This window comes from Microbacterium sp. AK009 (genome assembly GCF_013410955.1).
Taxonomy (GTDB): domain Bacteria; phylum Actinomycetota; class Actinomycetes; order Actinomycetales; family Microbacteriaceae; genus Microbacterium.
The window spans coordinates 334,497-357,857 of the sequence record NZ_JACCCG010000004.1; the positions used below are offsets into that span (position 1 = coordinate 334,497).

The following is a 23,361-nucleotide window of genomic DNA, read 5'->3' on the forward strand; positions in this document are numbered from 1 at the left end:
ATGACATGACGCGCAGGATCCCGCGGGAGCTGTACGAGAACGAGCTCGCACGTCTGCAGGCGCAGCTGGTCGAGATGCAGGCGTGGGTGCAGGCCACCGGCGCCCGCATCGTGGTCATCTTCGAGGGCCGGGATGCCGCAGGCAAAGGCTCCACGATCAAACGCGTGTCGGAGTACCTCAACCCCCGCGTCACGCGGATCGTCGCCCTGCCCGCGCCCACTGAGCGTGAGAAGACGCAGTGGTACTTCCAGCGCTACATCTCCCACCTGCCCGCCGCCGGCGAGATCGTGCTGATGGACCGCTCCTGGTACAACCGGGCCGGTGTGGAGCACGTGATGGGCTATTGCACCAACGCGGAGTATCACCGGTTCCTGCACCAGGCACCCATCTTCGAGCGGATGCTGGTGGAAGACGGCGTCCTGCTGCTGAAGTACTGGTTCAGCGTCTCGGACGTGGAGCAGGAGCGCCGCTTCCGCTCGCGCGCGAAGGACCCGATGCGGCGCTGGAAACTCAGCCCCAACGATGTGCTGTCGATCACCAAGTGGGAGGACTACTCCCGCGCCAAAGACACGATGTTCGTCCACACCGACATCCCCGAGGCGCCCTGGTTCGAGGTGGACAACGAGGACAAGCGCCGCGGCCGGCTCAACATGATCGCCCACCTGCTGTCGCAGGTGCCGTACCACCAGATCGAGCGTCCCGTCATCGAGATCCCCGAGCGCCCCGCCTCCGGCGGCTACGAGCGCTCACCGCGCAACGTCGAGAATCACGTGCCCGACTTCGCAGGAGAGGTGGTGCGGCGCAGCCGCGCAGGGGAGAAGCGCCCGCCGCTGCCGCTCGTGGACTGATCCGCCCGGGTCAGCCGACGCCGGGGTAATCCCGGGCCTCGGCACCGACGTACAGCTGCTGCGGACGACCGATCTTGGTCTGCGGGTCCTGCTGCATCTCGCGCCAGTGCGCAAGCCAGCCGGGAAGGCGGCCGATGGCGAAGAGCACGGTGAACATGCGCGTGGGAAAGCCCATCGCCTTGTAGATGACACCGGTGTAGAAGTCCACGTTCGGGTACAGGCGACGCTCCTTGAAGTAGTCGTCCTCGAGCGCGATCGTCTCGAGCTCCTTGGCCAGGTCCAGCAGCGGATCGCTGACGCCGAGCGCCTCGAGGACCTCGTCGGCCGACTCCTTCACGAGCTTGGCCCGCGGGTCGTAGTTCTTGTAGACCCGGTGCCCGAAGCCCATGAGCTTCACACCGTCTTCCTTGTTCTTCACGCGCTCGACGAAGCGACGAACGCCCTCGCCCGATTCGCGGATGCGCCCGAGCATCTCCAGCACCGCCTCGTTGGCGCCGCCGTGGAGCGGTCCGTACAGCGCGTTGATGCCCGCCGAGATCGACGAGAACTGGTTCGCGCCGGTCGAGCCGACGAGCCGCACCGTCGAGGTGGAGGCGTTCTGCTCGTGGTCCTCGTGGAGGATCAGCAGACGCTCCAAGGCTCGCGTCATCACAGGGTTGACGTCGTAGATCTCCGAAAGGACGCCGAAGTTGAGCTTCAGGAAGTTGTCGACGAAGCTCAGCGAGTTGTCGGGGTACAGGAAGGCCTGCCCGACGCTCTTCTTGTGCGCGTATGCGGCGATCACGGGCAGCTTCGCGAGCATTCGGATGGTGTTCAGCTCGACGTGCTCGGGATTGTTCGGATCGGACTCGCGTTCGTAGTAGGTCGACAGCGCCGCCGTCGCCGCGGAGAGCACCGACATCGGATGGGCCGTGTGGGGAAGGGCGGAGAAGAACCGCTTGAGGTCCTCGTGCAGGAGGGTGTGCCGACGGATGCGGTTGTCGAACTCCGCGAGCTGATCGGCGGTGGGGAGCTCACCGTAGATGAGCAGCCACGCGACCTCGAGGTAGGTGCTGTTCTTCGCCAGCTGCTCGATGGGGTAGCCGCGATACCGCAGGATCCCCTTGTCACCGTCGATGAAGGTGATGGCCGACTTCGTCGCCGACGTGTTCACGAAACCGTAGTCGAGGGTGGTGTGCCCCGTCTGACGCATGAAGGTGGAGATGTCCACGCTCGGGATGCCGTCCGTCCCGGCCAGCACCGGGAATTCGGCGGTGCGTTCCCCGATCGTGAAGGTTGCCTTCTCCTGCTGGGTTCCGTCGCTCACGGCGCCTCCTCGCGATTCCTGGTCGTGCCGGGGGTGTCGTCCAGCCCGAGCGTCACGATTGTCTACCCGAGCGATGCGGCCCACGACGCGTGTCGCGACGCCGCTCTACAGCCTATCGGGCCACGGCGCCTACTGTTGTCATCGCCAAAGCCCGACAGGATCGGCTGGAGGAACCAGACGAGTCACCGTGCCCGCAACCGCGCCGCCGCGGACTCGATCCGCTCATCCGACGCGGTGAGCGACAGCCGAACGTGCTGCGGATGATGGGCTCCGTAGAACGTTCCGGGACCGACGAGGATGCCCAGATCGGCGAGGTCGGACAGGCTCTCCCATGCCTCGCGCCCCTCCGTCGCCCACAGGTACAGGCCGGCCTCGCTGCGGTCGATGCGGAACCCGGCGTCGATCAGGGCGGGTCGGAGGATGTCGCGGCGACGGCGATAGCGCTCCCGCTGCCGATCCACGTGCTGATCGTCGCCCAGCGCGGCGACCATCGCCGCCTGCACGGGCGCCGGGGGGATGAGACCCAGGTGCTTGCGGGCGGTGTGGATCCCGGCGAGAAGGGCGGCGTCCCCGGCGACGAAGGCGGCGCGATAGCCGGCGAGGTTGGACTGCTTGCTCAGCGAGTAGACCGACAGCACGCCGACTCGGTCACCGTCGGTGACGCGCGGGTCCAGCGCCGAGGGCACCGGCTCCGCATCCCAGGGGGCGTCCCAGCCGAGTTCGGCGTAGCACTCGTCCGAGGCGAGGATCGCCCCGAGCTCGCGCGCGCGTTCTCGGGCCCTTCGCAGCGCCGCGACATCCCACACCGCCCCATCGGGATTCCCCGGCGAGTTCAGCCAGATCAGCCGGGTCGCATCGGGCCATTCGGACGGGTCATCGGAGGCGACGGGCGTGGCGCCCACGAGTCTGGCGCCCACCTCGTACGTCGGATACGCCGCGCGCGGATGGACGACGACGTCGCCCGGCCCGACCCCCAGCAGGAGCGGCAGCAGAGCGACGAACTCCTTCGACCCGACCGTCGGCAGCACCTCGTCGGAACCGAGCCCCGCGACTCCGCGTCGCCGGGCATACCAATGGGCGATCGCCTCGCGCAGCGCCGGGGTACCCGCGGTCTGCGGATAGGCGTGCGCGTCCGTCGCGTCACGCAGTGCCGCGGCGACGACGTCGGGGGTGGGGTCCACGGGCGAGCCGACCGACAGATCGACGATGCCGTCGGGATGCTGCTGCGCGCGGACCGCGAAGGGTCGGACGGCGTCCCAGGGATAGTCGGCGAGGTCGGCGACCCCCACGGTCAGTGTTCCTGGGGAGGAAGGGCGGCGATGATCGGGTGGTCCTTCGCGATGACGCCGATCTTCGCCGCGCCACCGGGGGATCCCACGTCGGTGAAGAACTCGACGTTCGCCGTGTAGTAGTCCTGCCATTCCTCGGGCAGGTCGTCCTCGTAGTAGATCGCCTCGACGGGGCAGACCGGCTCGCACGCACCGCAGTCCACGCACTCGTCGGGATGGATGTACAACGAGCGTTCGCCCTCGTAGATGCAGTCGACCGGGCACTCGTCGATGCAGGCTCGATCCTTGACATCGACGCACGGGAGGGCGATCACATACGTCACCTCATCAGTCTATGGGCTCCGACCGGCCAGGCCTCGCCGCGACGGACATCCGCTCGGGCCAGGCGACGACGAAGGCGACCACGAGGGGGACGGAGAACGTCCAAATGATCCCGAGACCCGTCTGCGGGACGATCACGCTCCCGCCGGGGCCTTCCCCGGAGAAGACCAGCGTGGCGGCGAGCATTCCGAGGCCGGCCGCCAGCGTCGCCCACCGATCTGCGGTGAGGAGCCGGATGGCGATCAGGAGCGCCGTCGACCCGATGATCGCCAGCGCCAGGCCGACGGGCAGGACCCAGAGGGTGAACGGGTGGGCGATGGTCCCCGCCAGTCCGTACGCCCCGCCGATCACGACCGCCACGATCCAGGTGAGGATGCGGGCGAGGGTGGACGTGCGCATCAGACCAGCGTAGGCGCTGCGCGACGCCCCGGTGCCGATCAGGTCGCCCAGCCGAGCCAGCGCAGGAGGGCGGCTGTGAGGGCGGCGGCGGCCACCACCACGAGGAACGGTGCGCGCAGAAGGAGCAGGCCCGCCGCCACCAGCACGGCGGGCACGCGCGCGTCGACGACGATCGCCTGGCCGGCACCGAGGGTCTGCACGGCAACGAGCGCGGCGAGGAGCGCGACGGTCAGCAGATCGGCGATCCGAGCCGGGCGGGGTGCCTCCAGAACCTTCGGCGGGATGAGGTAGCCGACCGCCTTGAGAGCCACGCAGATGATCGAGGCGACCAGCACCGCGGTCCACAGCGTCACGGCGCGCTCCGTTCCGTTGACGCAGCGGCCGTGGTCCCGCCGAGGAGGTTTCCCCACCCGATGATGACAGCGACGAACGCCGCAACGAGGACGGGGAGCCCCGGCATCAGCATCGGGGTCAGCACAGTCGCGACGACGGCGGCGGCGATCCCGGTCGCGATGGCCTGCCGTTCGCGCAGGCGTGGCCACAGCAGGGCGAGGAACGCGGCGGCGGCCGCGGCATCGAGCCCCCACGCGCGAGGATCCCCCAGGACGTCCCCGAGGAGCGCCCCGGCCAAGGTGGAGAGATTCCAGCCGAGGTAGATGCCGATGCCGGTCGCCCAGAACCCGATCGCCCTTCCCCGGGCCGTGACACGCGCGAGCGAAACCGCCGTGGACTCCTCGATCGTGACGTGCGCTGCGGCCAGCCGCTTGAGCGGACCGGGACCGATGATCGCCGACATCCGCATCCCGTAGGCGATGTTGCGGACCCCGAGGAGCGCGGCAGAGGCGATGGCAGCCGGGGCGGCAGCCACTCCCCCAGCTCCGATGATGCCCACGAAAGCGAACTGGGAGCCGCCGGTGAACATCAGGAGGCTGAGCGCGCAGGTCTGCCACACATCGAGTCCGGCGGCGACCGCCAACGCGCCGAACGACACCCCGTAGGCACTGGTGGCCAGCGCGACGCCGACGGCGTCCCGCCACGCCTCGCGCGCGTCGGCATGATCGGTCATCGCGCTGCCTCTCAGGTGTCGGTCGCGGACGTCGCCCGGAGCGGAAGTCCTGGTTCATCCTGAATGACGCCGACAGTCCAGTCAAGTGAACGAATGTTTGACATACTGAACGGATGGAGTCGCTCGGAACCCGCATCGCCGTCGCCCTTCGCCGCGAGCGCGAAGCAGCGGGACTGTCGGTCTCGGAGCTGGCGCGGAGGGCGGAGGTGTCCAAGGCGACGATCTCGCAGTTGGAGGGCGGAGCGGGAAATCCCAACGTGGAGACGCTGTGGGCGATCGCGACGGCGCTCGGTATCCCCTTCTCGGTCTTCGTCGACGACCCGGTCCCCATCACCCGCCTGGTCCGTGGCCGCGACATGCCCGCCGTGCCGTCCGGAGTGGCCCCGTACGCGGCCGCGCTGCTCTCCGCGTGTCCACCCGGCGCCCGACGCGACCTCTACGTGATCCGGGCCGATCCCGGCGGCACGCGTCGGTCGGCGCCCCACCCCCGGGGCACGATCGAGTACGTCGTCCTCATCTCGGGGCGGGCGCTGGTCGGACCCGAGTCAGACCCCGCGACTCTCGAACCCGGGGACTTCCTCACCTATGCCGGCGACGCGCCGCACGTGTTCGAGGCACTGGAGCCCGCGACATCCGCCGTCCTTCTCTCGGAAGCGCGCTGAGCGGGCTCGCGCCGGCGGAGTCGAGGTCAGACGTTGGCGTCCTGGCGCTTCAGACGCGAGGCGGCACGGCCGCGCTCGGTCGCATCGAGGATCACCTTGCGGATGCGCACCTTCTCGGGCGTCACCTCGACGCACTCGTCCTCGCGGGCGAACTCCAGGCTCTCCTCGAGCGAGAGCTGTCGGGGCGGCGTCAGACGCTCGAGCTCATCGGCGGTCGAGGACCGCATGTTGGTGAGCTTCTTCTCCTTGGTGATGTTGACGTCCATGTCGTCGGCGCGCGTGTTCTCACCGACGACCATGCCCTCGTACACCTCTTCGGTGGGCTGGACGAAGAAGCTCATGCGCTCCTGCAGCGCCATCATCGCGAAGGGGGTCACGACGCCCGCGCGGTCGGCGACGATCGAGCCGTTCTGACGCGACTGGATGTGCCCTGCCCAGTCGTCGTAGCCGTGCGAGATCGCGTTGGCGATGCCCGTGCCCCGGGTGACCGAGAGGAACTCGGTGCGGAAGCCGATGAGCCCGCGCGAGGGCACGACGAACTCCATGCGCACCCAGCCGGTGCCGTGGTTGACCATCGTCTCCATGCGGCCCTTGCGTGCCGCGAGGAGCTGGGTGATGGCGCCGAGGTATTCCTCGGGAGCGTCGATCGTGAGGTGCTCGAACGGCTCCTTGACCTTGCCGTCCTCGCCCTTGCGGGTGACGACCTGGGGCTTCCCGACGGTGAGCTCGAAGCCCTCGCGCCGCATGTTCTCCACCAGGATCGCCAGGGCCAGCTCGCCGCGGCCCTGCACCTCCCACGCGTCGGGACGGCCGATGTCGACGACCTTCAGCGACACGTTTCCGATGAGCTCACGGTCCAGGCGGTCCTTCACCATCCGCGCGGTCACCTTGTGACCCTTGACCTTGCCCACCAACGGGGAGGTGTTGGTGCCGATGGTCATCGAGATCGCCGGGTCGTCCACGGTGATGGCCGGCAGCGGCCGGACGTCCTCGGGGTCGGCGATGGTCTCGCCGATCGTGATGTCCTCGAAGCCGGCGATGGCGACGATGTCGCCTGGGCCCGCCTCCTCGGCGGGGTAGCGCTCCAGCGCACGGGTCTTCAGCAGCTCGGTGATCCTCGCCGTGGAGTGCGAGCCGTCGTGGCGCACCCACGCCACGGTCTGACCCTTCTTCAGCGTGCCGTTGAACACGCGCAGCAGTGCGAGGCGGCCGAGGAAGGGGCTGGAGTCGAGGTTCGTCACCCACGCCTGCAGCGGCGCCTCGTCGTCGTAGGAGGGTGCGGGCACGTGCTCGAGGATCGCTTCGAACAGCGGCTCGAGGTCGTCGTTGTCGGGGAGGTCGCCGTTGGCGGGCCGGGTGCGGGACGCCGCTCCGGCGCGGCCGGAGGCGTAGACGACCGGCACATCCAGGAGCGCGTCGACGTCGAGGTCGGGCACGTCGTCCTGCAGGTCGGAGGCGAGCCCCAGCAGCAGGTCGTGCGCCTCCTCCTCGACCTCGGCGATGCGCGCGTCGGGCCGGTCGGTCTTGTTCACCAGCAGGATGACGGGGAGCTTGGCCTCCAAGGCCTTGCGCAGCACGAACCGGGTCTGCGGGAGCGGGCCTTCGCTCGCGTCGACAAGCAGCACCACGCCGTCGACCATCGACAGTCCGCGCTCGACCTCGCCGCCGAAGTCGGCGTGACCGGGCGTGTCGATGACGTTGATCGTCACCGGCACGTCGGTGTGGGCGCCGTTGTAGGTGATCGCGGTGTTCTTGGCGAGGATCGTGATCCCCTTCTCGCGCTCCAGATCGTTGGAGTCCATCGCACGCTCTTCGACGTGCGCGTGGTCGCCGAAAGACCCGGTCTGTCGCAGCATGGCGTCCACGAGCGTGGTCTTGCCGTGGTCGACGTGCGCGACGATCGCGACGTTGCGGAGGTCCGGACGGAGGGCGCGCGCCATGAGGGAATCCTTGAAGCTGTGGGAGAAGCCCGGAATCGGGCGGACCCCATCCTACCGCCCGCGCCTGCGCGCCCCGTCCAGGAGGCTCGCAGGCGCGGGTGGTCGTCAGCTCGCCGAGCGGCCGAGGAGGGCGGCGCGCGCCTCGCGGCGCTCCCGCTGCGCGTCGGGGTCGGGCACCGGAACCGCGGCGATGAGGCGCTGCGTGTACGGATCCTTCGCTCCGCGGAGGATCTCGTCCCGCGTGCCGGTCTCCACGAGCTTCCCCAGGTGCATCACGCTGATGCGGTGGGCGAGGATGTCGACCACCGCCAGGTCGTGGCTGATGAACAGGCACGCGAACTGCAGCTCCTGCTGCAGCTCCTGGAGGAGGTCCAGGAAGCGCGCCTGCACCGAGACATCCAGGGCCGAGGTCGGCTCATCGGCGACGAGCAGCTCGGGCGCGAGGGCCAGGGCGCGGGCGATACCCACGCGCTGGCGCTGACCGCCGGACAGCTCATGCGGGAACCGGTTCCGGTACGAGCGGGGAAGCTCGACCTGGTCGAGGAGGTCTTCGACGCGGCGATCGAGGTCCTTGCCCTTGGCCTCGCCGGCGAGGAGGATCGGCTCGCCGATCGACTGACCGATCGGCATCCGCGGGTTCAGCGACGACGCCGGGTCCTGGAAGACGATGCCCGTCCTGCGCCGGATGGCGAAGAGGTCCTTCTGGGTGGCGTGCGAGATGTCGGTGCCGACGGTGGTGAGCTTGCCATCCGCGATCGGGATCAGACCGATCGCGGCGCGACCGATGGTGGTCTTGCCCGAGCCCGACTCCCCCACCAGCCCCATGATCTCGCCGGGGTAGATCTGCAGATCGATGTGCTCCGCCGCGCGGAAGGCGGGGATGCGTCCCCGCTTGGGGTACTCGATCGCGACATCCTCGAACGACAGCACCGGGTCGCGCGTCTCGACCACGCGCTGGGTGTTGGCGTGCTCGCGGATGGACGCGATGGTCGGGACCGTCGAGGTCTCGCTGACGACCTCGTCGGCGGCGGCCTCGTCGATGGGTTCGAGCACGCCCAGGCCGAGGTGCGGCACCGAGGCCAGCAGCTGCTGGGTGTAGGGGTGGGCGGGGTGGTGGAAGATGTCGTCCACCGAACCCGACTCCACGACGATGCCGTTCTTCATCACCATGATGCGGTCGGCGAGGTCGGCGACGACGCCCATGTCGTGGGTGATGAGGATGATCGCCGAGTCCAGCCGCTTGTGGAGGTTGCGGAGCAGGTCGAGGATCTCGGCCTGCACCGTGACATCGAGGGCCGTGGTCGGCTCGTCGGCGATGAGCAGCAGCGGGTCGCACGAGATCGACTGCGCGATCATCGCGCGCTGACGCTGACCGCCGGAGAGCTGGTGCGGGTACTTGTGGAAGGACTGCTCGGGGTTGGGCATCTCCACCAGGCTCAGCAGCTCGATGGCGCGCTCCTTCGCCGCCGACGGGGCGAGCGAACGGTCGTGCGAGCGCAGCGCCTCGACGATCTGGAAGCCGATCGTGTACACCGGGTTCAGCGCCGTCATCGGCTCCTGGAAGATCACCGCGATCTCGTTTCCGCGGAGCGCCCGGATGGTGGCCTGGTCGACGCCGCGAAGCTCACGGCCGAGCAGCTTGATCGAGCCGGTGACGCGGGCGTTGTCGGGCAGGAGGCCGAGGAGCGACATCGAGCTGGTGGACTTGCCCGACCCCGACTCGCCCACGATGGCGAGGACCTCGCCGCGGCGGACGGTGTAGTTCATGTCGACCGCGGCGGGGTAGAACTCCCCGTCCACCCAGAAGTCGACGTTCAGCCCGTCGACCTCGAGGATCGTCTCGGGGGCGCCGGAATTGGCGGTGGTGTCAGTCATGCGGTGGCATCCCATCTGAGAAGCTTGAGGTCATGGCGTTCCAGGAGGTCGACTACAGGCCGATGTTCGGCCGCATCCTCGCTGTCGTGACCGTGGTGTTGTGCGCGGGGGGGATCATCGCGCTGTGGGTCGATGACCCGGGGTCGGGGCTGCGCTACTCGTGGCCCCTGGTGTTCATCGCCGTGCTGGCGTGGACCTTCTTCTGGCGTCCGCGCCTGAAGGTCGAGCCGCACGGAGTGACGGTGGTGAACGTGCTGCGCACGCACTTCGTGCCGTGGCCGGCGATCCGCGACATCGACACGCGCTTCGCGCTGACGCTGCGGACCGGTCGCGGCAAGGTGCCGGTGTGGGCGGCGCCCGCCCCCGGCCGGCACCGCGCACTCGGCCTTGCCGAGAAGGACTTCGACGGTGTCGGCGAAAGCGCCCGAGGCGAGTTCGGCTCGCTCCGTCCGAGCGACGCCGTCTCGACGCCGACCGGAAACCTCGCCCAGCTCATTCGCGGCCAGTGGGAGGCGCTGCGCGCCCAGGGCCTCCTCGCCCCCGGGGAGGACCCCGAGGCCGAGAAGGTCACCTGGCACGTGGGCACGATCGCCGCGCTCGCCATCACGGGCGCGGCGACCGTCCTCGGGCTCGCGCTGTAGGGCCGCCATCTAGCGCTCCGGGTCCAGCCGGCCATGACCGGCGTCGCCGGTCTCCTCGGGGCGGGGGTCGTGGTAATTCTCGACGTCACCGGTGTAGACCGCTTCGCCGGCGACCGTGACCGACGCCGGCTCGCGGGGGTCGACCCGGTCGACGATCGGTCCCGAGGGCGTCTTCGCGCGGCCCGCGCGGGCCATGGCCCGCTCGCTCGGCATCTTCTTCTGGCGCGGGTCGAACGCATCGCGGAGGCCATCGCCGATGAAGTTCACGCACAGCGCGATCGCGATGATGAAGATACCCGGCCACCAGAACAGCCACGGGCGGGTGGAGAAGGCCGCCTGGTTGTCCGAGACGATCTTCCCCAATGAGGTGTCCGGGGACACGACGCCGAAGCCCAGGAAGCTCAGCGCCGACTCCAGCAGGATCGCACCGGCCATGAGGAGGGTCGCGTTGACCACGATCACTCCGACGGCGTTCGGGAGGATGTGGCGGAAGATGATCCGCCGATCGCGGGCACCCGACACCCGGGCCGCATCGACGAACTCGCGCTCGCGAAGCGTCAAGAACTCACCGCGCACGAGGCGGGCCATCGTCGTCCAGGCGAACAGACCGATGACGACGCCGAGAACGGCGGCTCCGAGGTTGCCGAGCGCGTTTCCGAGCACGGCGCCGATGACGATGAGCGGGATGGTGATGATGATGTCGGTGAAGCGCATCAGCACCGAGTCGGCCCACTTGCGGTAGTAACCGGCCAATGCGCCGATCACGACGCCGATGATCGTCGCCACGACACCGGCGATGACCATGACCATGATCGACTGCTGCGCACCGCGCATGACGACCGCGAAGGTGTCTCGCCCGACTTCGTCCTGACCGAATGGGTGATTGCCGAAGGCGATGCCGGCGCCGCCGAGGAACTCGGGGATCAGACTCAGTGTCGGCGCGCCGCGGTTCTCGACGGGCGGAATCTCCCGCCAGTCGTACTGCCACCAACCTGGAATACGAATCCCCCAGAGGTCAATGCCCACGGAGGTGAACGCGAGGACGACGATGAAGACGAGCACGATCATCGAGGTGACGGCCGCGCGGTGCCGGAAGAATCGGCGGCGGACGATCTGACCCTGGCTGAGGCCCTCGGTCTCGCGCTGCTCGATGGAGATCTCCGCGGTGGCCTCTGCCTCGCGGTTGTCAGGTCCTTGTGTGACGGTGCTCATCAGCCCACCTTGATTCTCGGGTCGAGCGCGGCGTAGACGAGGTCCGCGATGAGATTGAACAACACGGCCAGCGTCCCGGTGACGACGAAGAACGCCATGATCGGGTTCGGATCGGACACCCGCAGCGCGTCCACGAACAGACGCCCCATTCCCGTCCAGCCGAAGATCGTCTCCGTGACCACCGCACCGCCGACCACCGCACCCACGTCGAAGGCGATGATCGTCGTGATCGGGATGAGGGCGTTGCGGAACGCGTGGCGCACGACCACGGTGCGCTCGGTCAAGCCCTTCGAGCGTGCCGTGCGGATGTAGTCCTGGTTCATCACCTCGAGCAGGCTCGCGCGGGAGTACCGGGTGTACGAGGCGAACGAGATCAGGATGATGGCGATCGTCGGGAGCAGCAGGTGGGTGTAGAGGTCGATGCCCTGCACCCAGAAGTTGCCGCCCAGGCCAGGCGTCTGGGCGCCGACCGTCGCGATCGGCCGACCGCGGATGCGGCTGGAGTTGGCGTAGGCCTCCCAGTACGACATGTACTTGTCGAGAGCGATGAGGCCCGCGGCGAACACCCCGACGAGGATCGCCGTCCGAATCACCGGGCCGCGGTCGGGTGCGCCGAAGAACCACCCGATGGCGCCGGTGACCACGATCGTGAGGACGATCAGCAGCACGAAGAAGCCCAGCGTCATCCCATTGAGGATGTAGTTCATCATCGGGAAGTACAGCGCGATGCCGAGCGCCGCAACAGTCAGCGCCGCATACAGCGCCTTGCGGTTGCGGAGGCCCGTGGAGATCGCGGTGATGCCGAAGGCGATGCCGATGACGAGCGCCGCGTACACCACGATGCCGATGCTCGGGTCGGCGAACCACTGGGTCGCCGACAGATAGGCCAGGACTCCCGCGGTGGCGAGGGTCGCCGCGCCGAACACGATGAGGCGCCGCTTCCAGTGGCCGCCGATCAGCGACATCCACAGCACACCCGCGATGAGCGATATCACCACGATCGCCGGTATCGCGATCGTCGGATCTGCCAGCCACGAGTTCAACTGGATCGCGCCGTACTGCTTCAGCAGCACGGCGACCCAGAAGATCGGCAGGGAGAAGAAGAGGAAGGCGATGAGGGTGACGGAGTAGTCGAAGCCGGTGTACTGGCGAAGCGCCGAGATGATCCCGACCGTGATGCCGAGGACGATCGCCACGACCGTCGCCGTCGTCACCAGCGTCAGCGTCGACGTCAGTGCGTTGGAGAGGAGGGCGTTGACCGACTGGTTCTGGATGCTGATGCCGAGGTCGCCGCGGAAGAGGCCGCCGAGCCAGAGGAAGTAACGCAGCGGCGCGGGGACATCAAGGTTGAGAAGCCGCGTACGGGCCTCCATGAGCTCCGCCTTGTTGGGAGCATTGGACTGTCTCAGCTCTTCGAGCGGGTCACCCGAGAGCGAGACCAGGATGTACATCAAGAACGTGGCGGCGAAGAGCACGAAGATCGATGCGATCAACCGCCGGATGATGAATGAAGCCATATGAGGCTGCCTGCCTATCGATGAGTCGGCACGGCGCGCGCAAGAGCGGGGGATGCGGCTCGGGCGCGCGGCTGCCGCGGGGAGAAGTCTAACAAGCGGGAGGGGTGCAGATTCCGAGGAATCTGCACCCCCCGACCTTGGTGCGGATTCAGGCGGCGTGCGCCTGAGTCAGACCGTGGCCTCGCTTACTCCTCCGAGCCGGCGTCCGTGACTTCCCAGTCCCACGCGTTCCAGAAGATGGTCGGCGCGAGGATCGACGGGTCGATGTTCGTGACGCGGTCGCTGAAGGCAGTGACCTCGGGGAACTGGTAGATCGTCACGCCGTAGAAGTCCTCCCACAGCAGACGGTCCATCTCGACCTGGAGCTCGATCTGGGTCTCCTCGTCGAAGGTGGTGTTCAGCTCGGCGATGATCTCGTCAACCCGCTCGTTCGAGTAGAAGTTGAGGTTGTTGATACCACCGGTGACGAAGGTCGGCAGCGAGTTGGTGACACCCAGGCTCGTCGACTGCCACCCGAACAGCGAGGCGTCGTAGGCGCCGGGGGTGCCGAGCAGGCCACCCCAGTCCTCGGAGCCACAGTCGGTGACGTTGAAGCCGGCCTCGTTGGCCGACTGCTGAATGAGCGCGAACTCGTTGACACGGCGCGGGTTGTTCGAGGCGTACAGGATGCAGACCTCGGTGTTGGTGACGCCCGACTCCTGGAGGAGCTGGCGTGCGCCTTCGATGTCGACCTCGGCGTACTCGGCCGAGGTGTTGGTCGAGGCGGCCTCGTCGTAGCCCGCGGCACCGGGGACGAACAGCTGCGAGTCACGGAGGATCGCGTCGTCGCCGATGATCGGCTTGATGAGGGTGTCGACGATCTCCTGGCGCGGGATGGTCTTCATGAAGGCCTCACGCACCAGCGGGTTGGAGAAGATGTTCTCCGGGTTGCGGCCCTGGTCGAACTGCAGGTCGACGTGCTCGTACGTGCCACCGAGACCGGTGTTCACGGTGATGCCGTCGATGCCCTCGAGCGCGGTGGTGATGTCGGCGGTCGCCTGCGGCTGGATGATGTCCACCTCGCCGTTCTCGAGCGCCTGCACCGCCGCGAGCGGGTCGGGGATGAAGCGGACGGTGATCTCCTCGATGTTCGCGGTGTTGTCACCGGCGTACTCGGGGTTGGCCGTCAGGGTGATGTACTCGTCGGCGACGAAATCGCTGATCATGTACGGGCCGCTGGCGGTGACGAGCTCGGGGTCGTCGGGCATCGAGGTGAAGTTGAAGCCCGAGTTCCAGAACGAGGCCATCGGCGCGAGCGCGGCTGCGTCGTTGCCCTCGATCGCGTCGAGAACGGCCTGCTTGGCTTCCTCGTTGTCCTCGAGGCCGAGGGCGTTCTTCGCGACGACGTGCGCGGGAAGCGGCGAGGTGAAGACGAGCTCCCAGTCCACGAAGGGCTGGTCGAAGGTCATGGTGATGCTGCGACCGTCTTCGCCGACCTCGGGGGTTTCGCTGACGAGGCCCATACCCGACTCGGGCGTAGCGCCGGAGTCGAAGTACACGACGTCCGTGGGGAACGCGTCGGTGAACTCGCCGGTCTCCGGGTCGGTGAACTCGGCCGGGTCGAAGTCCGGAGTGTCGAGCGCCCGCGACAGGGCGGCCCAGTTGAGCATGAGGTCGGCGGCGTCGATCGGGGTGCCGTCGGACCAGTTCACACCCTCGTTCACCGTGAACGTGACGGTCAGCGGGTCCTCACTGACGAGCTCGTAGGTGCCGAACGAGGTGTTCTCCACGAGCTCGGGCGTGTTGTTGTAGTAGTTGAAGCCGTCCAACACCAGGTAGTTGATGTTGTTGTTGGCCGTGGCGTTTCCGAACGACGTGTTGCCGTTCATGGAGTAGAACGCCTGGTTCCACGCCGCGGTGATGGACGATCCTTCGACCAGACCCGAGTCGTCGCCGGCGTCGCCGCCGCCGCCCGGGGCGCAGCCCGAGATCACGAGTGCGCCGACCGCGGTGAGTCCCACCGCGATCGAGAAGCGCTTCATTCTCACTGTTCCTCCTGTGCAGGGTTGTGCGCACGCGAAAAGGCCTGGACCTTACGCCGCGCGGATACCGAAACACTAAGCACGCCCTCCGCGGATGGTCAAAAGGGTGGCCCAAAACGTTACAGAGCCTTAACTCAGTGCGACCACGATGTGACAATCTGACAAGATGGCCGCCGTGATGCCCCCGGATGATGTGAGAAAGCCCACGGCGATCCCCCGGGCTCGGACGTGGTGGGAGATCGGCATCGTGCTGGCCATCACGGTCGGTCAGAGCGCGATCTACAGTGTGCTGTCCTTCGTCCGCTCGATCATCCGCGCCCTCGAGGAGGAGCGGCGGCTCTCCGATCAGCAGGCGCAGTTGAATCCGTCCCGCGACGCCGCGGCCATCTGGGATCTCGTCTACCAGCTCCTGGACATCCTCTTCTCTCTGGCCCTGGTCGCCCTGGTGATCTACCTGCTGTGGGAACCGGGCAAGAGCGCCTTCGCCAAGATCGGGCTCGACTTCCGTCGCTTCGGGGGCGATCTGGGTCGCGCCGTGCTGCTCGGCCTCGTCATCGGCGTCCCCGGCCTCGGCCTCTACGTCCTCGGCCGTGCGCTCGGGGTGACGGTGGCCGTGGTCGCCTCGCCGCTGAATGCCGCGTGGTACACGGTGCCTCTTCTTCTCCTCGCGGCCCTGCGGGCAGGACTCACCGAGGAGGTCATCTTCCTCGGCTACCTCTTCGACCGGCTGAGGCGCGTCGGCTGGTCGTGGTGGGCGATCATCCTCGCCACCGCGGGGCTTCGCGCGGCCTATCACGCGTATCAGGGCGTCGGTGCGATCATCGGCAACTTCGTCATGGGGCTCGTCTTCGGCTGGTGCTACCGCCGTTGGGGACGCGTGATGCCGCTGGTGATCACCCACACCCTCATCGACATCGTGGCCTTCGTCGGCTACCCGCTCGCCGTCGCCTTCTTCCCCGGCGTCTTCGCCCCCGTCATCCCTTCCCCGACCCCCACCCCGACGCCCACGCCGACCGCCTCCCCCTGATCCCGCGCCCGCGCCCCCGCCCCTGCGTCCTCCCTCACTCCCCCACTCTCCGGCGAGAGTGCATCTGGGCGCCGAGAATTCGGGGTCATCCCGCGTCCTCGGCGCCGAGATGGATTCTCGGAGGCACGCGCGGGGCCGGCGAGGTTCCTGCACAGGCCGGTCCGACCGCGAGTCATCCACAATCTGCCGAGACCCTCGCACCGGCGTCGGGCGCACCGCCAGGGTAAACGGATGTTCACCTCCCCACCGACGCTCGGGGTCGCTCCGAGTCCGTTGCCGCTTCTGCGGGCGCGGAGCGTTCCGCATCCCGAACGTGAGGTCGCGCGCGGCGCTCTCATCCGCCTCCGCAGAGGCGTGTATGCGCCCGCGGAGCAGTGGCGTGATCTCGCACCCTGGGACCGCTACCTGGCTCGTGTGCACGCCGTGCGTCTCACGCATCCGGACGCGGTGTTCAGTCACGAGTCCGCCGCAGCCCTCCTCGGCGGACCGGTCTTCGGTGACCCCCAGGTCGTACACGTCCTGGTCGGCACCGCCGACACCTCGCGGTTCGGCGGCGGCGTCCGCACCCACCGATCCGGCACGGACCGCGACGTCCTCGTCGCGCACGGATTCGCGATCACGAGCCTGGCCGACACGGCGGTTGACCTTGCCCGCTATCGTCACTCGGCGCTCGGGCTGGCGATGAGCGACTTCGCGCTCCGATCCGACGCCGGCCTGAGCCCGGATGAACTCCTCGGCCGCAATGCGGCGCGGATCAGCGGCCGGGGGCGCGGGGCGGCTCGTTGGGCCCTTTCGCGGGCGACGCCGGTCGCTGAGACCGTCCTCGAGTCGGTCAGTCGTGCCGTGATCGAGTGGCTCGGATTCCCGGAACCCGACCTGCAGGTCGTCTTCCGCTCTGGTGCGGGTGTGGAAGATCGTGCGGACTTCCACTGGCCGACCCTGGGTGTCGTCGGCGAAGCCGACGGCGACGTCAAGTACGACGGTCGATATGGGAACCCCATCGAGATCTTCCGACGACAAGGTCATCGCGATCAGCGTCTTCTCGAAAGCATCGCGGCGACCGCGCACTGGGGATGGAGTGATGTCGCTGCCGTCGCGCCGCTTCGAGCGACTCTGCGCAGCGTCGGTCTTCGCCCGATCGCACCGGAGAACACGGCCGAACTCGTCGCCGTCCGTCGCATCCTCTTTCGCGAGAATGCAACGGGGCGCCGAGAGCACGGGTGAAACCCGCATCCTCGGCGCCCAGATGCACTCTCGCTGACCAGGCGGCGCGCGCGACGCGCGGCCGGCGGGGCTAGGCGAACGCCTCGATCGGGGGGCAGGCGCAGGTGAGGTTGCGGTCGCCGTACGCCTGGTCGATCCGGCGCACCGGCGGCCAGTACTTCGTGCGCACGAGCGCGCGCACCGGGTACACCGCTTCCTCACGCGAGTACGGATGCCGCCACTCGGCGTCGACGATCGACTCGGCCGTGTGCGGGGCGTTCACCAGCGGGTTGTCGTCGGCGGGCCACTCGCCGGCCGCGACGCGCGCCGCCTCGGCGCGGATCGCGATCATCGCGTCGACGAAGCGGTCGATCTCGGCGAGATCCTCCGACTCCGTCGGCTCGACCATGAGCGTCCCCGCCACGGGGAACGACATCGTCGGAGCGTGGAAGCCGTAGTCGATCAGGCGCTTGGCCACATCGTCCACGGTCACACCGGTCTCCTCGCGCAGCGGCCGCAGATCGAGGATGCACTCGTGCGCGACCAGCCCCCCTTCGCCGGTGTACAGCACCGGGAAGTGGTCGCGCAGCCGCGCGGCGATGTAGTTCGCGGCGAGCACCGCCGACGCGGTCGCCCGGGTGAGGCCCTGCTCCCCCATCATCCGGATGTACGCCCACGAGATCGGCAGGATCCCCGCCGACCCGTGCGGAGCCGCCGAGACCGCACCGCCATCGAACCGGAAGCCGCCGGAGTGATCGGCCCACTGCGAGAACGGGTGCGAGGGGAGGTAGGGCGCGAGGTGCGCCTTGGCCGCCACCGGACCCACACCCGGGCCGCCCCCGCCGTGCGGGATCGCGAAGGTCTTGTGCAGGTTCAGGTGCGACACATCGCCCCCGAGTTCGCCGAATCGGGCATAGCCGAGGAGGGCGTTGAGGTTCGCCCCGTCGATGTACACCTGACCGCCGGCGTCGTGCACGGCCTGGGTGATCTCCAGCACGTCGTGCTCGTACACCCCGTGCGTGGACGGGTAGGTGATCATGAGCGCTGCGAGCTCGTCGGCGTGCGCGGCGACCTTCGCGCGCAGATCGTCGAGGTCGACGTTGCCCGCCTCGTCGCACGCCACGACGACGACCCGCATCCCCGCCAGCACGGCCGAAGCGGCGTTCGTCCCGTGCGCCGACGACGGGATGAGGCACACCACGCGCCCTGTGTCGCCGTTGGCGCGATGCCAACCACGGATGGCCAGCAGCCCGGCCAGCTCGCCCTGCGAGCCGGCGTTCGGCTGCAGCGAGACCGCGTCGTACCCGGTGAGCTCGGCCAGCCAGCTCTCGAGCTGCTCGATCAGCGCGGCATAGCCGTGCACGTCGTGGGCGGGGGCGAACGGATGCACGCGCGCGAACTCCGGCCACGACACCGCCGCCATCTCAGTGGCGGCGTTGAGCTTCATCGTGCACGAACCGAGCGGGATCATCCCGCGGTCGAGGGCGTAGTCGCGGTCGGCGAGCTGGTGCAGGTACCGCATCATCGCCGTCTCGCTCCGGTGCTGAGAGAAGACCGGATGCTGCAGGTAGGCGTCCTCCCGACGCAGCGCGGCCGGCACCCCGCGCAGCCCCTCCACCCCGGCGAAGGGTACCTCGCGCGATCCGTCGGGCTCCGCATCAGGGAGGCCGAACGCCCACGCCACGGCCGCGAGGTCGGCGGCGGTGGTGGTCTCGTCGACCGAGACGCCGACGGCGGCGTCATCCGCCCAGAACAGCTGGTAGCCCTTCGCACGGGCTCGCTCGATGACCCGCTCCGCGGGCCCCGGCGTCACGACCCGCAGGGTGTCGAAGAACGAATCCGACACGAGGTGCAGCCCGTACGCGCGGAGGTGCTCGGCGAGCGCCTCGGTCTTCTGCGCCACCTCGGTGGCGATCGCACGCAGCCCATCCGGACCGTGATAGACCGCGTACATCGACGCCATGACGGCGAGCAGAACCTGGGCCGTGCAGATGTTGGACGTCGCCTTCTCGCGGCGGATGTGCTGCTCGCGGGTCTGCAGCGACAGCCGGTAGGCCGGATGACCGGCGGCGTCCTGCGACACACCGACCAGGCGCCCTGGCAGCTGGCGCTCGAGGCCCTGGCGAACCGCCATGAACCCGGCGTGGGGACCGCCGAACCCGAGGGGCACGCCGAAACGCTGTGTGGTTCCGACGGCGATGTCGGCGCCGAGCGAACCGGGTGAGGCCAGGAGCGTCAGGGCGAGAAGATCCGCAGCGACGACGGCGAGGCCGCCGGCGACGTGGACGGCGTCGATGACCCCGGAGGGATCCCACACCCGCCCGGTCGCGCCGGGGTACTGCAGCAGGACGCCGAAGGCACCCTCGGGCAGAGTCTCCCCCCGCGCGAAGTCGCGCTCGATGATCTCGATCCCGACCGCCGAGGCGCGGGCATGCAGCAGCGCCCGGGTCTGCGGGAGCGCGTCGGCATCGACGGCGAACACGTTCGCGCTGCTCTTGGAAGCCCGCCGCGCCAGCAGCATCCCTTCGACCACGGCGGTGGACTCGTCCAGCATCGAGGCGTTCGCGATCGCGAGCCCGGTGAGGTCGGAGACCATCGTCTGGAAGTTGATGAGCGCCTCGAGCCGCCCCTGGGAGATCTCGGGCTGGTAGGGCGTGTACGCGGTGTACCAGGAGGGGTTCTCCAGCACGTTCCGGGCGATGACCGACGGGGTGATCGTGTCGTAGTAGCCGAGCCCGATCATGGGGCGGGCGAGCCGGTTCTGCGACGCCAGCGCGCGCAGCTCGGCGAGCGCTTCGGTCTCACTCGCGGCGGGAGGGATCGACGACGATGCGCGCGCCGAGGCACGGATGGATGCCGGCACGGCGGCGGTCAGCAGGGCGTCGACGCTGTCGTAGCCGAGGGTGTCGAGCATGACCGCTTCGGCCGCCTGGTCGGTGCCGATGTGCCGTTCGGCGAAGGTCCGCGCCATCACTCGCCTCCCGTGAGGGCCTCGTAGGCGGCGCGGTCGAGAAGCCCCTCGACGGCCGCCGGGTCGACCCGGAGCTTCAGCAGCCAGCCGTCCTCGTACGGCGAGGAGTTCACCAGCGACGGGTCGTCGACGACGGCGTCGTTGACCGCGATGACATCTCCCGCCACAGGGGCGTACAGCTCTCCGACCGACTTCGTCGACTCGATCTCACCGCAAACCTGCCCGGCGCTCACGCCGGAGTCGACCACGGGCAGCTCGACGAAGACGACGTCGCCGAGTTTGTCGGCGGCGTAGTCGGTGATGCCGACGGTGGCGACATCGCCGTCGAGGGCGATCCACTCGTGCTCGGCGGTGTACTTCAGAGCGGTGGTGTCGGTCATTTCTTCCTCCGGTAGAACGGCAGGGCGGTCACAGTGGCGGGGATGCGGGTGCCCCGCACGTCGATGGTCAGTTCGGTGCCGGGAGCGGATGCGGCGGGCGAGACGTACGCCATGGCGATGGGGTGCCCCAGGGTCGGGCTGAGAGCGCCGCTCGTGACCTCCCCGATCCGCGCGTCGCCGGAGAAGACGCCGTACCCGGCGCGGCCCGCGCGGCGACCCTCCGACACGAGCCCGACGAGGACGGGTGCGTTCTCGTCGGGCAGCGCGACATTCGCTTTGCCGGGTGCGACCACGCGGCCGAGCCCGGCCTGGGCGGGGCGGATGCCGCGCCCGAGCTCGTGTCCGTACAGCGGCATCCCGGCCTCCAGGCGCAGCGTGTCACGGGCGGCGAGGCCTGCGGGTACGAGTCCACGCGGCGTCCCGGCTTCCAGGAGCGCGTCCCAGAGGGCACCCGCCGCCGTGACGGGCACCATCAGCTCGAAGCCGTCCTCACCGGTGTACCCCGTGCGGGCGACGAACAGCGGCGCGCCCTCGAACTCGCCCTGCCGCCACGCGTAGTAGCCCAGGTCGTCGAGGCCCTCGAGGGTCACCCCGAGCGTGACGCGGAGGATCTCCTCGGCGCGCGGCCCCTGCACCGCGATGAGCGCGGTCTGGTCGGTGACGTCCTCGATCCGCGGCACCGAACCCCCGACGACGTATCCGAAGGGGCCGCCTTCGACCGGGCGCATCCGGGAGTCCTCGCTCGCGCGCCACGCGTCTGCGCGCTCTGCGAGAGTGTCGACCACCGCGTCGCGGTTCCCCGCGTTCGCCACGACGAGGAAGTACTGCTCGCCGGTGCGGTAGACGATGACGTCGTCGATGATGCCGCCGTCCTCGGCCAGCACGAGCGAGTACTTGGCCTTGCCGACCGCCATGGTGGAGACCCGGCCGGCGAGCGCGTCATCGAGGAAGCCCGCCGCGTCACCGCCCTGCACCCAGATCTCGGCCATGTGCGAGATGTCGAAGAGCCCCGCCGCGGTGCGCACGGCGTGGTGCTCGGCGAGGTCGGAGGTGTAGCGGACCGGCATCAGCCAGCCACCGAAGTCGGTGAACGAGGCGCCGAGGGCGGCGTGTCGGTCATGCAGCGGACTTCGCCGCGCTGTGTCGTCCATGGAGTTCTCCCGGTCGAATCGGGTCGGCACGGTGATCCGTGCCGAAGAACTCCCCCTCTGTCATGGACCTGAGAGTTTCGCGCCGGGGCGTGCCCGGGCTTTCACCGTCGGCGGATGACGCAGAAAGCGGCGGCATCCTTTTTCAGAGTCGGCCGGCAAGGACGGTACGCGGTACCTGAGAGATTGGCGGGGAGGCTTGCTCCTTCGGTGCTCGTCGCCGCGGCGTCGAGGCTCTCCCGTCCGTGTCATGGGCCGGTATGCAGTTGTGTCCCGGCAAGGCCGGTGGGCCCAGCATAGCGGCGGAAGGCGCGTTGACCCAGACCCCCGGGTCACGCGCGTCAGCCCAGGCAGTTCCCGGTCGACACCCGGTCGTTGAGCCCCGGGGCACCGGCGGCGACGGGTTCGAGTTCGGCGTTGGTCATCGCGAATCCCCGCGTGTCGTCGCCGTCGGCCCGCGCGAAGACCACGCCGGCCACTTCACCGTCACCGGTCAGGAGCGGCCCGCCCGAGTTGCCGGGACGCACCTCAGCGAAGAGCTGATAGATCTCTCGGGGGTTGGCGGTGTCGTCGTAAATGTCGGGAACCGGCACCGTCCCGACTGAGAGGACCTCGGCGGCCTTCGCATCCCAGGGGCCTCCCAAGGGGTATCCCTGCACCTGTGCTGCGGTGCCCGCGGAGAGCGTGCCGCTGAGACCGAGCGGAGCCACACCCAATCCGTCCACGGCGATGACGGCCAGGTCGTCGATCGGATCGAAGTACACCACGCGCCCCTCGACGGCGGTGCCGCCGTTCGACTGCACGACGGGGGTGTCGACGCCGGCCACCACGTGGGCGTTGGTGACCACGCGGTCGGGGGCGACGACGAATCCCGAGCCGGTCGAACTCGTGCCGCAGGCGAAGGCGGTGCCCGAGACCCGTAGGACGGATGCCGCGGCGAGCTCGAGTTCGGGGTCGCCTGCCTCGACCGGCGTCGCCGTGCCGGGCGCGACCTCCGGGGTGAGAAGGCCCCCCAGCCGCGGCAGGCCGTCGTCGGTGACGAAGCTCCGCCACTGCGCGAGGGTGTCGGCCACGGGCCGAGGGATCGCCCCGTTGATGAAGGTCATCACCCGCGACGAGGCAACCGCCGGTCCGAGAACCGGTGCCCCCGTGTTCGCGACGCTCTGTCCCACGAGTGACAGCGCCAGCGCGGCGACGACGACGCTCACCGCGCCGCCGAGGAGCCGGTCGATGACCCGCAGCTTCACGCGATCGACGCCGCGCCGCACCATTCCGCCGAGGACCCCGCCGACCGTGCCGCCGACGACGAGGAGGAGGAAGGACGCCACGATCACCACGAGCGGCCGCCACTCCTGCCACGGCCACGCGTCGTTGATGACGGGGGCCAGCCACCAGGCCGCGACTCCTCCGGCTGCCAGACCCAGCAGCGTCCCGAGGCTCGCGACGAGACCACGCTGAAGCCCGACGACGAGCGCCACCACCAGCAGGGCGATGAGGAACAGATCGACGAGCAGCACGGCCATCCTTCGGCAGGG

The 23,361-nt window shown here is 68.9% G+C and carries 20 protein-coding genes and 1 riboswitch; of the genes, 5 read left to right on the forward strand and 15 right to left on the reverse strand.

What is annotated here, in order from left to right; translation table 11 throughout:
• Positions 1 to 5: 5 nt before the first annotated feature.
• Positions 6 to 848, forward strand: coding sequence for a polyphosphate kinase 2 (ppk2, locus tag HDC37_RS10690; protein WP_179560370.1), 843 nt, complete (start codon positions 6 to 8; stop codon positions 846 to 848).
• Positions 849 to 858: 10 nt separating this feature from the next.
• On the opposite strand, the gene HDC37_RS10695 is transcribed toward ppk2, so the two are convergent.
• The 6 genes from HDC37_RS10695 to HDC37_RS10720 form a co-directional block, all read right to left on the reverse strand.
• Positions 859 to 2,154, reverse strand: a complete 1,296-nt coding sequence (locus HDC37_RS10695) for a citrate synthase (protein WP_179560371.1) — start codon at positions 2,152 to 2,154, stop codon at positions 859 to 861.
• A 182-nt stretch (positions 2,155 to 2,336) separates the two neighbouring features.
• Positions 2,337 to 3,443 carry a succinyldiaminopimelate transaminase gene (gene dapC, locus HDC37_RS10700; RefSeq protein ID WP_179560372.1) on the reverse strand — a complete coding sequence of 369 codons (1,107 nt, stop codon included), beginning with the start codon at positions 3,441 to 3,443 and terminating at the stop codon, positions 2,337 to 2,339.
• Between the two features lie 2 nt (positions 3,444 to 3,445).
• Positions 3,446 to 3,766, reverse strand: a complete 321-nt coding sequence (gene fdxA / locus HDC37_RS10705) for a ferredoxin (protein ID WP_179560373.1) — start codon at positions 3,764 to 3,766, stop codon at positions 3,446 to 3,448.
• 4 nt (positions 3,767 to 3,770) lie between these two features.
• A complete protein-coding gene (locus tag HDC37_RS10710; protein WP_179560374.1) occupies positions 3,771 to 4,163 on the reverse strand; it encodes a histidinol dehydrogenase in 393 nt (130 codons plus the stop codon).
• Positions 4,164 to 4,201: 38 nt separating this feature from the next.
• Positions 4,202 to 4,516, reverse strand: a complete 315-nt coding sequence (locus HDC37_RS10715; RefSeq protein ID WP_179560375.1) for an AzlD domain-containing protein — start codon at positions 4,514 to 4,516, stop codon at positions 4,202 to 4,204.
• Complete coding sequence (locus HDC37_RS10720) at positions 4,513 to 5,229, reverse strand: AzlC family ABC transporter permease (RefSeq protein WP_179560376.1); 717 nt, start codon at positions 5,227 to 5,229, stop codon at positions 4,513 to 4,515. The genes HDC37_RS10715 and HDC37_RS10720 overlap by 4 nt, the downstream gene beginning before the upstream one ends.
• A gap of 113 nt (positions 5,230 to 5,342) precedes the next feature.
• On the opposite strand from HDC37_RS10720, the gene HDC37_RS10725 reads away from it, so the two are divergent.
• A complete protein-coding gene (locus HDC37_RS10725) occupies positions 5,343 to 5,891 on the forward strand; it encodes a helix-turn-helix domain-containing protein (protein ID WP_179560377.1) in 549 nt (182 codons plus the stop codon).
• Between the two features lie 26 nt (positions 5,892 to 5,917).
• Here the strand turns inward: HDC37_RS10725 and typA are convergent, their stop codons facing one another.
• Both typA and HDC37_RS10735 read right to left on the reverse strand, forming a co-directional pair.
• Positions 5,918 to 7,831 (reverse strand): translational GTPase TypA, encoded by a 1,914-nt coding sequence (gene typA / locus HDC37_RS10730; protein WP_179560378.1) that lies wholly within the window; start codon positions 7,829 to 7,831, stop codon positions 5,918 to 5,920.
• 105 nt (positions 7,832 to 7,936) lie between these two features.
• Positions 7,937 to 9,706: an ABC transporter ATP-binding protein gene (locus HDC37_RS10735; protein WP_179560379.1), complete on the reverse strand. Its 1,770-nt coding sequence runs from the start codon at positions 9,704 to 9,706 to the stop codon at positions 7,937 to 7,939.
• Positions 9,707 to 9,738: 32 nt separating this feature from the next.
• Here HDC37_RS10735 and HDC37_RS10740 point away from each other — a divergent pair, with 32 nt between their 5' ends.
• Positions 9,739 to 10,347, forward strand: a complete 609-nt coding sequence (locus tag HDC37_RS10740; protein ID WP_179560380.1) for a PH domain-containing protein — start codon at positions 9,739 to 9,741, stop codon at positions 10,345 to 10,347.
• 9 nt (positions 10,348 to 10,356) lie between these two features.
• On the opposite strand, the gene HDC37_RS10745 is transcribed toward HDC37_RS10740, so the two are convergent.
• The 3 genes from HDC37_RS10745 to HDC37_RS10755 form a co-directional block, all read right to left on the reverse strand.
• The gene (locus HDC37_RS10745) at positions 10,357 to 11,559 is read right to left on the reverse strand and encodes an ABC transporter permease (RefSeq protein WP_179560381.1); all 1,203 of its coding nucleotides are present in this window, start codon (positions 11,557 to 11,559) and stop codon (positions 10,357 to 10,359) included.
• Entirely contained in the window at positions 11,559 to 13,076 is a 1,518-nt protein-coding gene (locus HDC37_RS10750) for an ABC transporter permease (protein WP_179560382.1), read from the reverse strand. Before HDC37_RS10750 ends, HDC37_RS10745 begins: the two co-directional genes overlap by 1 nt.
• 185 nt (positions 13,077 to 13,261) lie before the next feature.
• On the reverse strand, positions 13,262 to 15,097 hold the full coding sequence (locus tag HDC37_RS10755) for an ABC transporter family substrate-binding protein (protein ID WP_179560383.1): 1,836 nt from the start codon (positions 15,095 to 15,097) through the stop codon (positions 13,262 to 13,264).
• Positions 15,098 to 15,263: 166 nt separating this feature from the next.
• On the opposite strand from HDC37_RS10755, the gene HDC37_RS10760 reads away from it, so the two are divergent.
• Together HDC37_RS10760 and HDC37_RS10765 are read left to right on the forward strand one after the other, a co-directional pair.
• On the forward strand, positions 15,264 to 16,124 hold the full coding sequence (locus HDC37_RS10760; protein ID WP_257021433.1) for a CPBP family intramembrane glutamic endopeptidase: 861 nt from the start codon (positions 15,264 to 15,266) through the stop codon (positions 16,122 to 16,124).
• 231 nt (positions 16,125 to 16,355) lie between these two features.
• A complete protein-coding gene (locus HDC37_RS10765) occupies positions 16,356 to 17,348 on the forward strand; it encodes a hypothetical protein (RefSeq protein WP_179560384.1) in 993 nt (330 codons plus the stop codon).
• A 70-nt stretch (positions 17,349 to 17,418) separates the two neighbouring features.
• On the opposite strand, the gene gcvP is transcribed toward HDC37_RS10765, so the two are convergent.
• The 4 genes from gcvP to HDC37_RS10785 all read right to left on the reverse strand — a co-directional run bounded on the left by gcvP (position 17,419) and on the right by HDC37_RS10785 (position 23,349).
• A complete protein-coding gene (gcvP, locus tag HDC37_RS10770) occupies positions 17,419 to 20,298 on the reverse strand; it encodes an aminomethyl-transferring glycine dehydrogenase (protein WP_179560385.1) in 2,880 nt (959 codons plus the stop codon).
• Positions 20,298 to 20,678: a glycine cleavage system protein GcvH gene (gene gcvH, locus HDC37_RS10775; RefSeq protein WP_179560386.1), complete on the reverse strand. Its 381-nt coding sequence runs from the start codon at positions 20,676 to 20,678 to the stop codon at positions 20,298 to 20,300. The genes gcvP and gcvH overlap by 1 nt, the downstream gene beginning before the upstream one ends.
• Positions 20,675 to 21,829 (reverse strand): glycine cleavage system aminomethyltransferase GcvT, encoded by a 1,155-nt coding sequence (locus HDC37_RS10780; RefSeq protein ID WP_179560387.1) that lies wholly within the window; start codon positions 21,827 to 21,829, stop codon positions 20,675 to 20,677. The genes gcvH and HDC37_RS10780 overlap by 4 nt, the downstream gene beginning before the upstream one ends.
• Before the next feature lie 152 nt (positions 21,830 to 21,981).
• Positions 21,982 to 22,078, reverse strand: a riboswitch (glycine riboswitch).
• An 89-nt stretch (positions 22,079 to 22,167) separates the two neighbouring features.
• The gene (locus HDC37_RS10785; protein ID WP_218869581.1) at positions 22,168 to 23,349 is read right to left on the reverse strand and encodes a MarP family serine protease; all 1,182 of its coding nucleotides are present in this window, start codon (positions 23,347 to 23,349) and stop codon (positions 22,168 to 22,170) included.
• Positions 23,350 to 23,361: the final 12 nt, after the last annotated feature.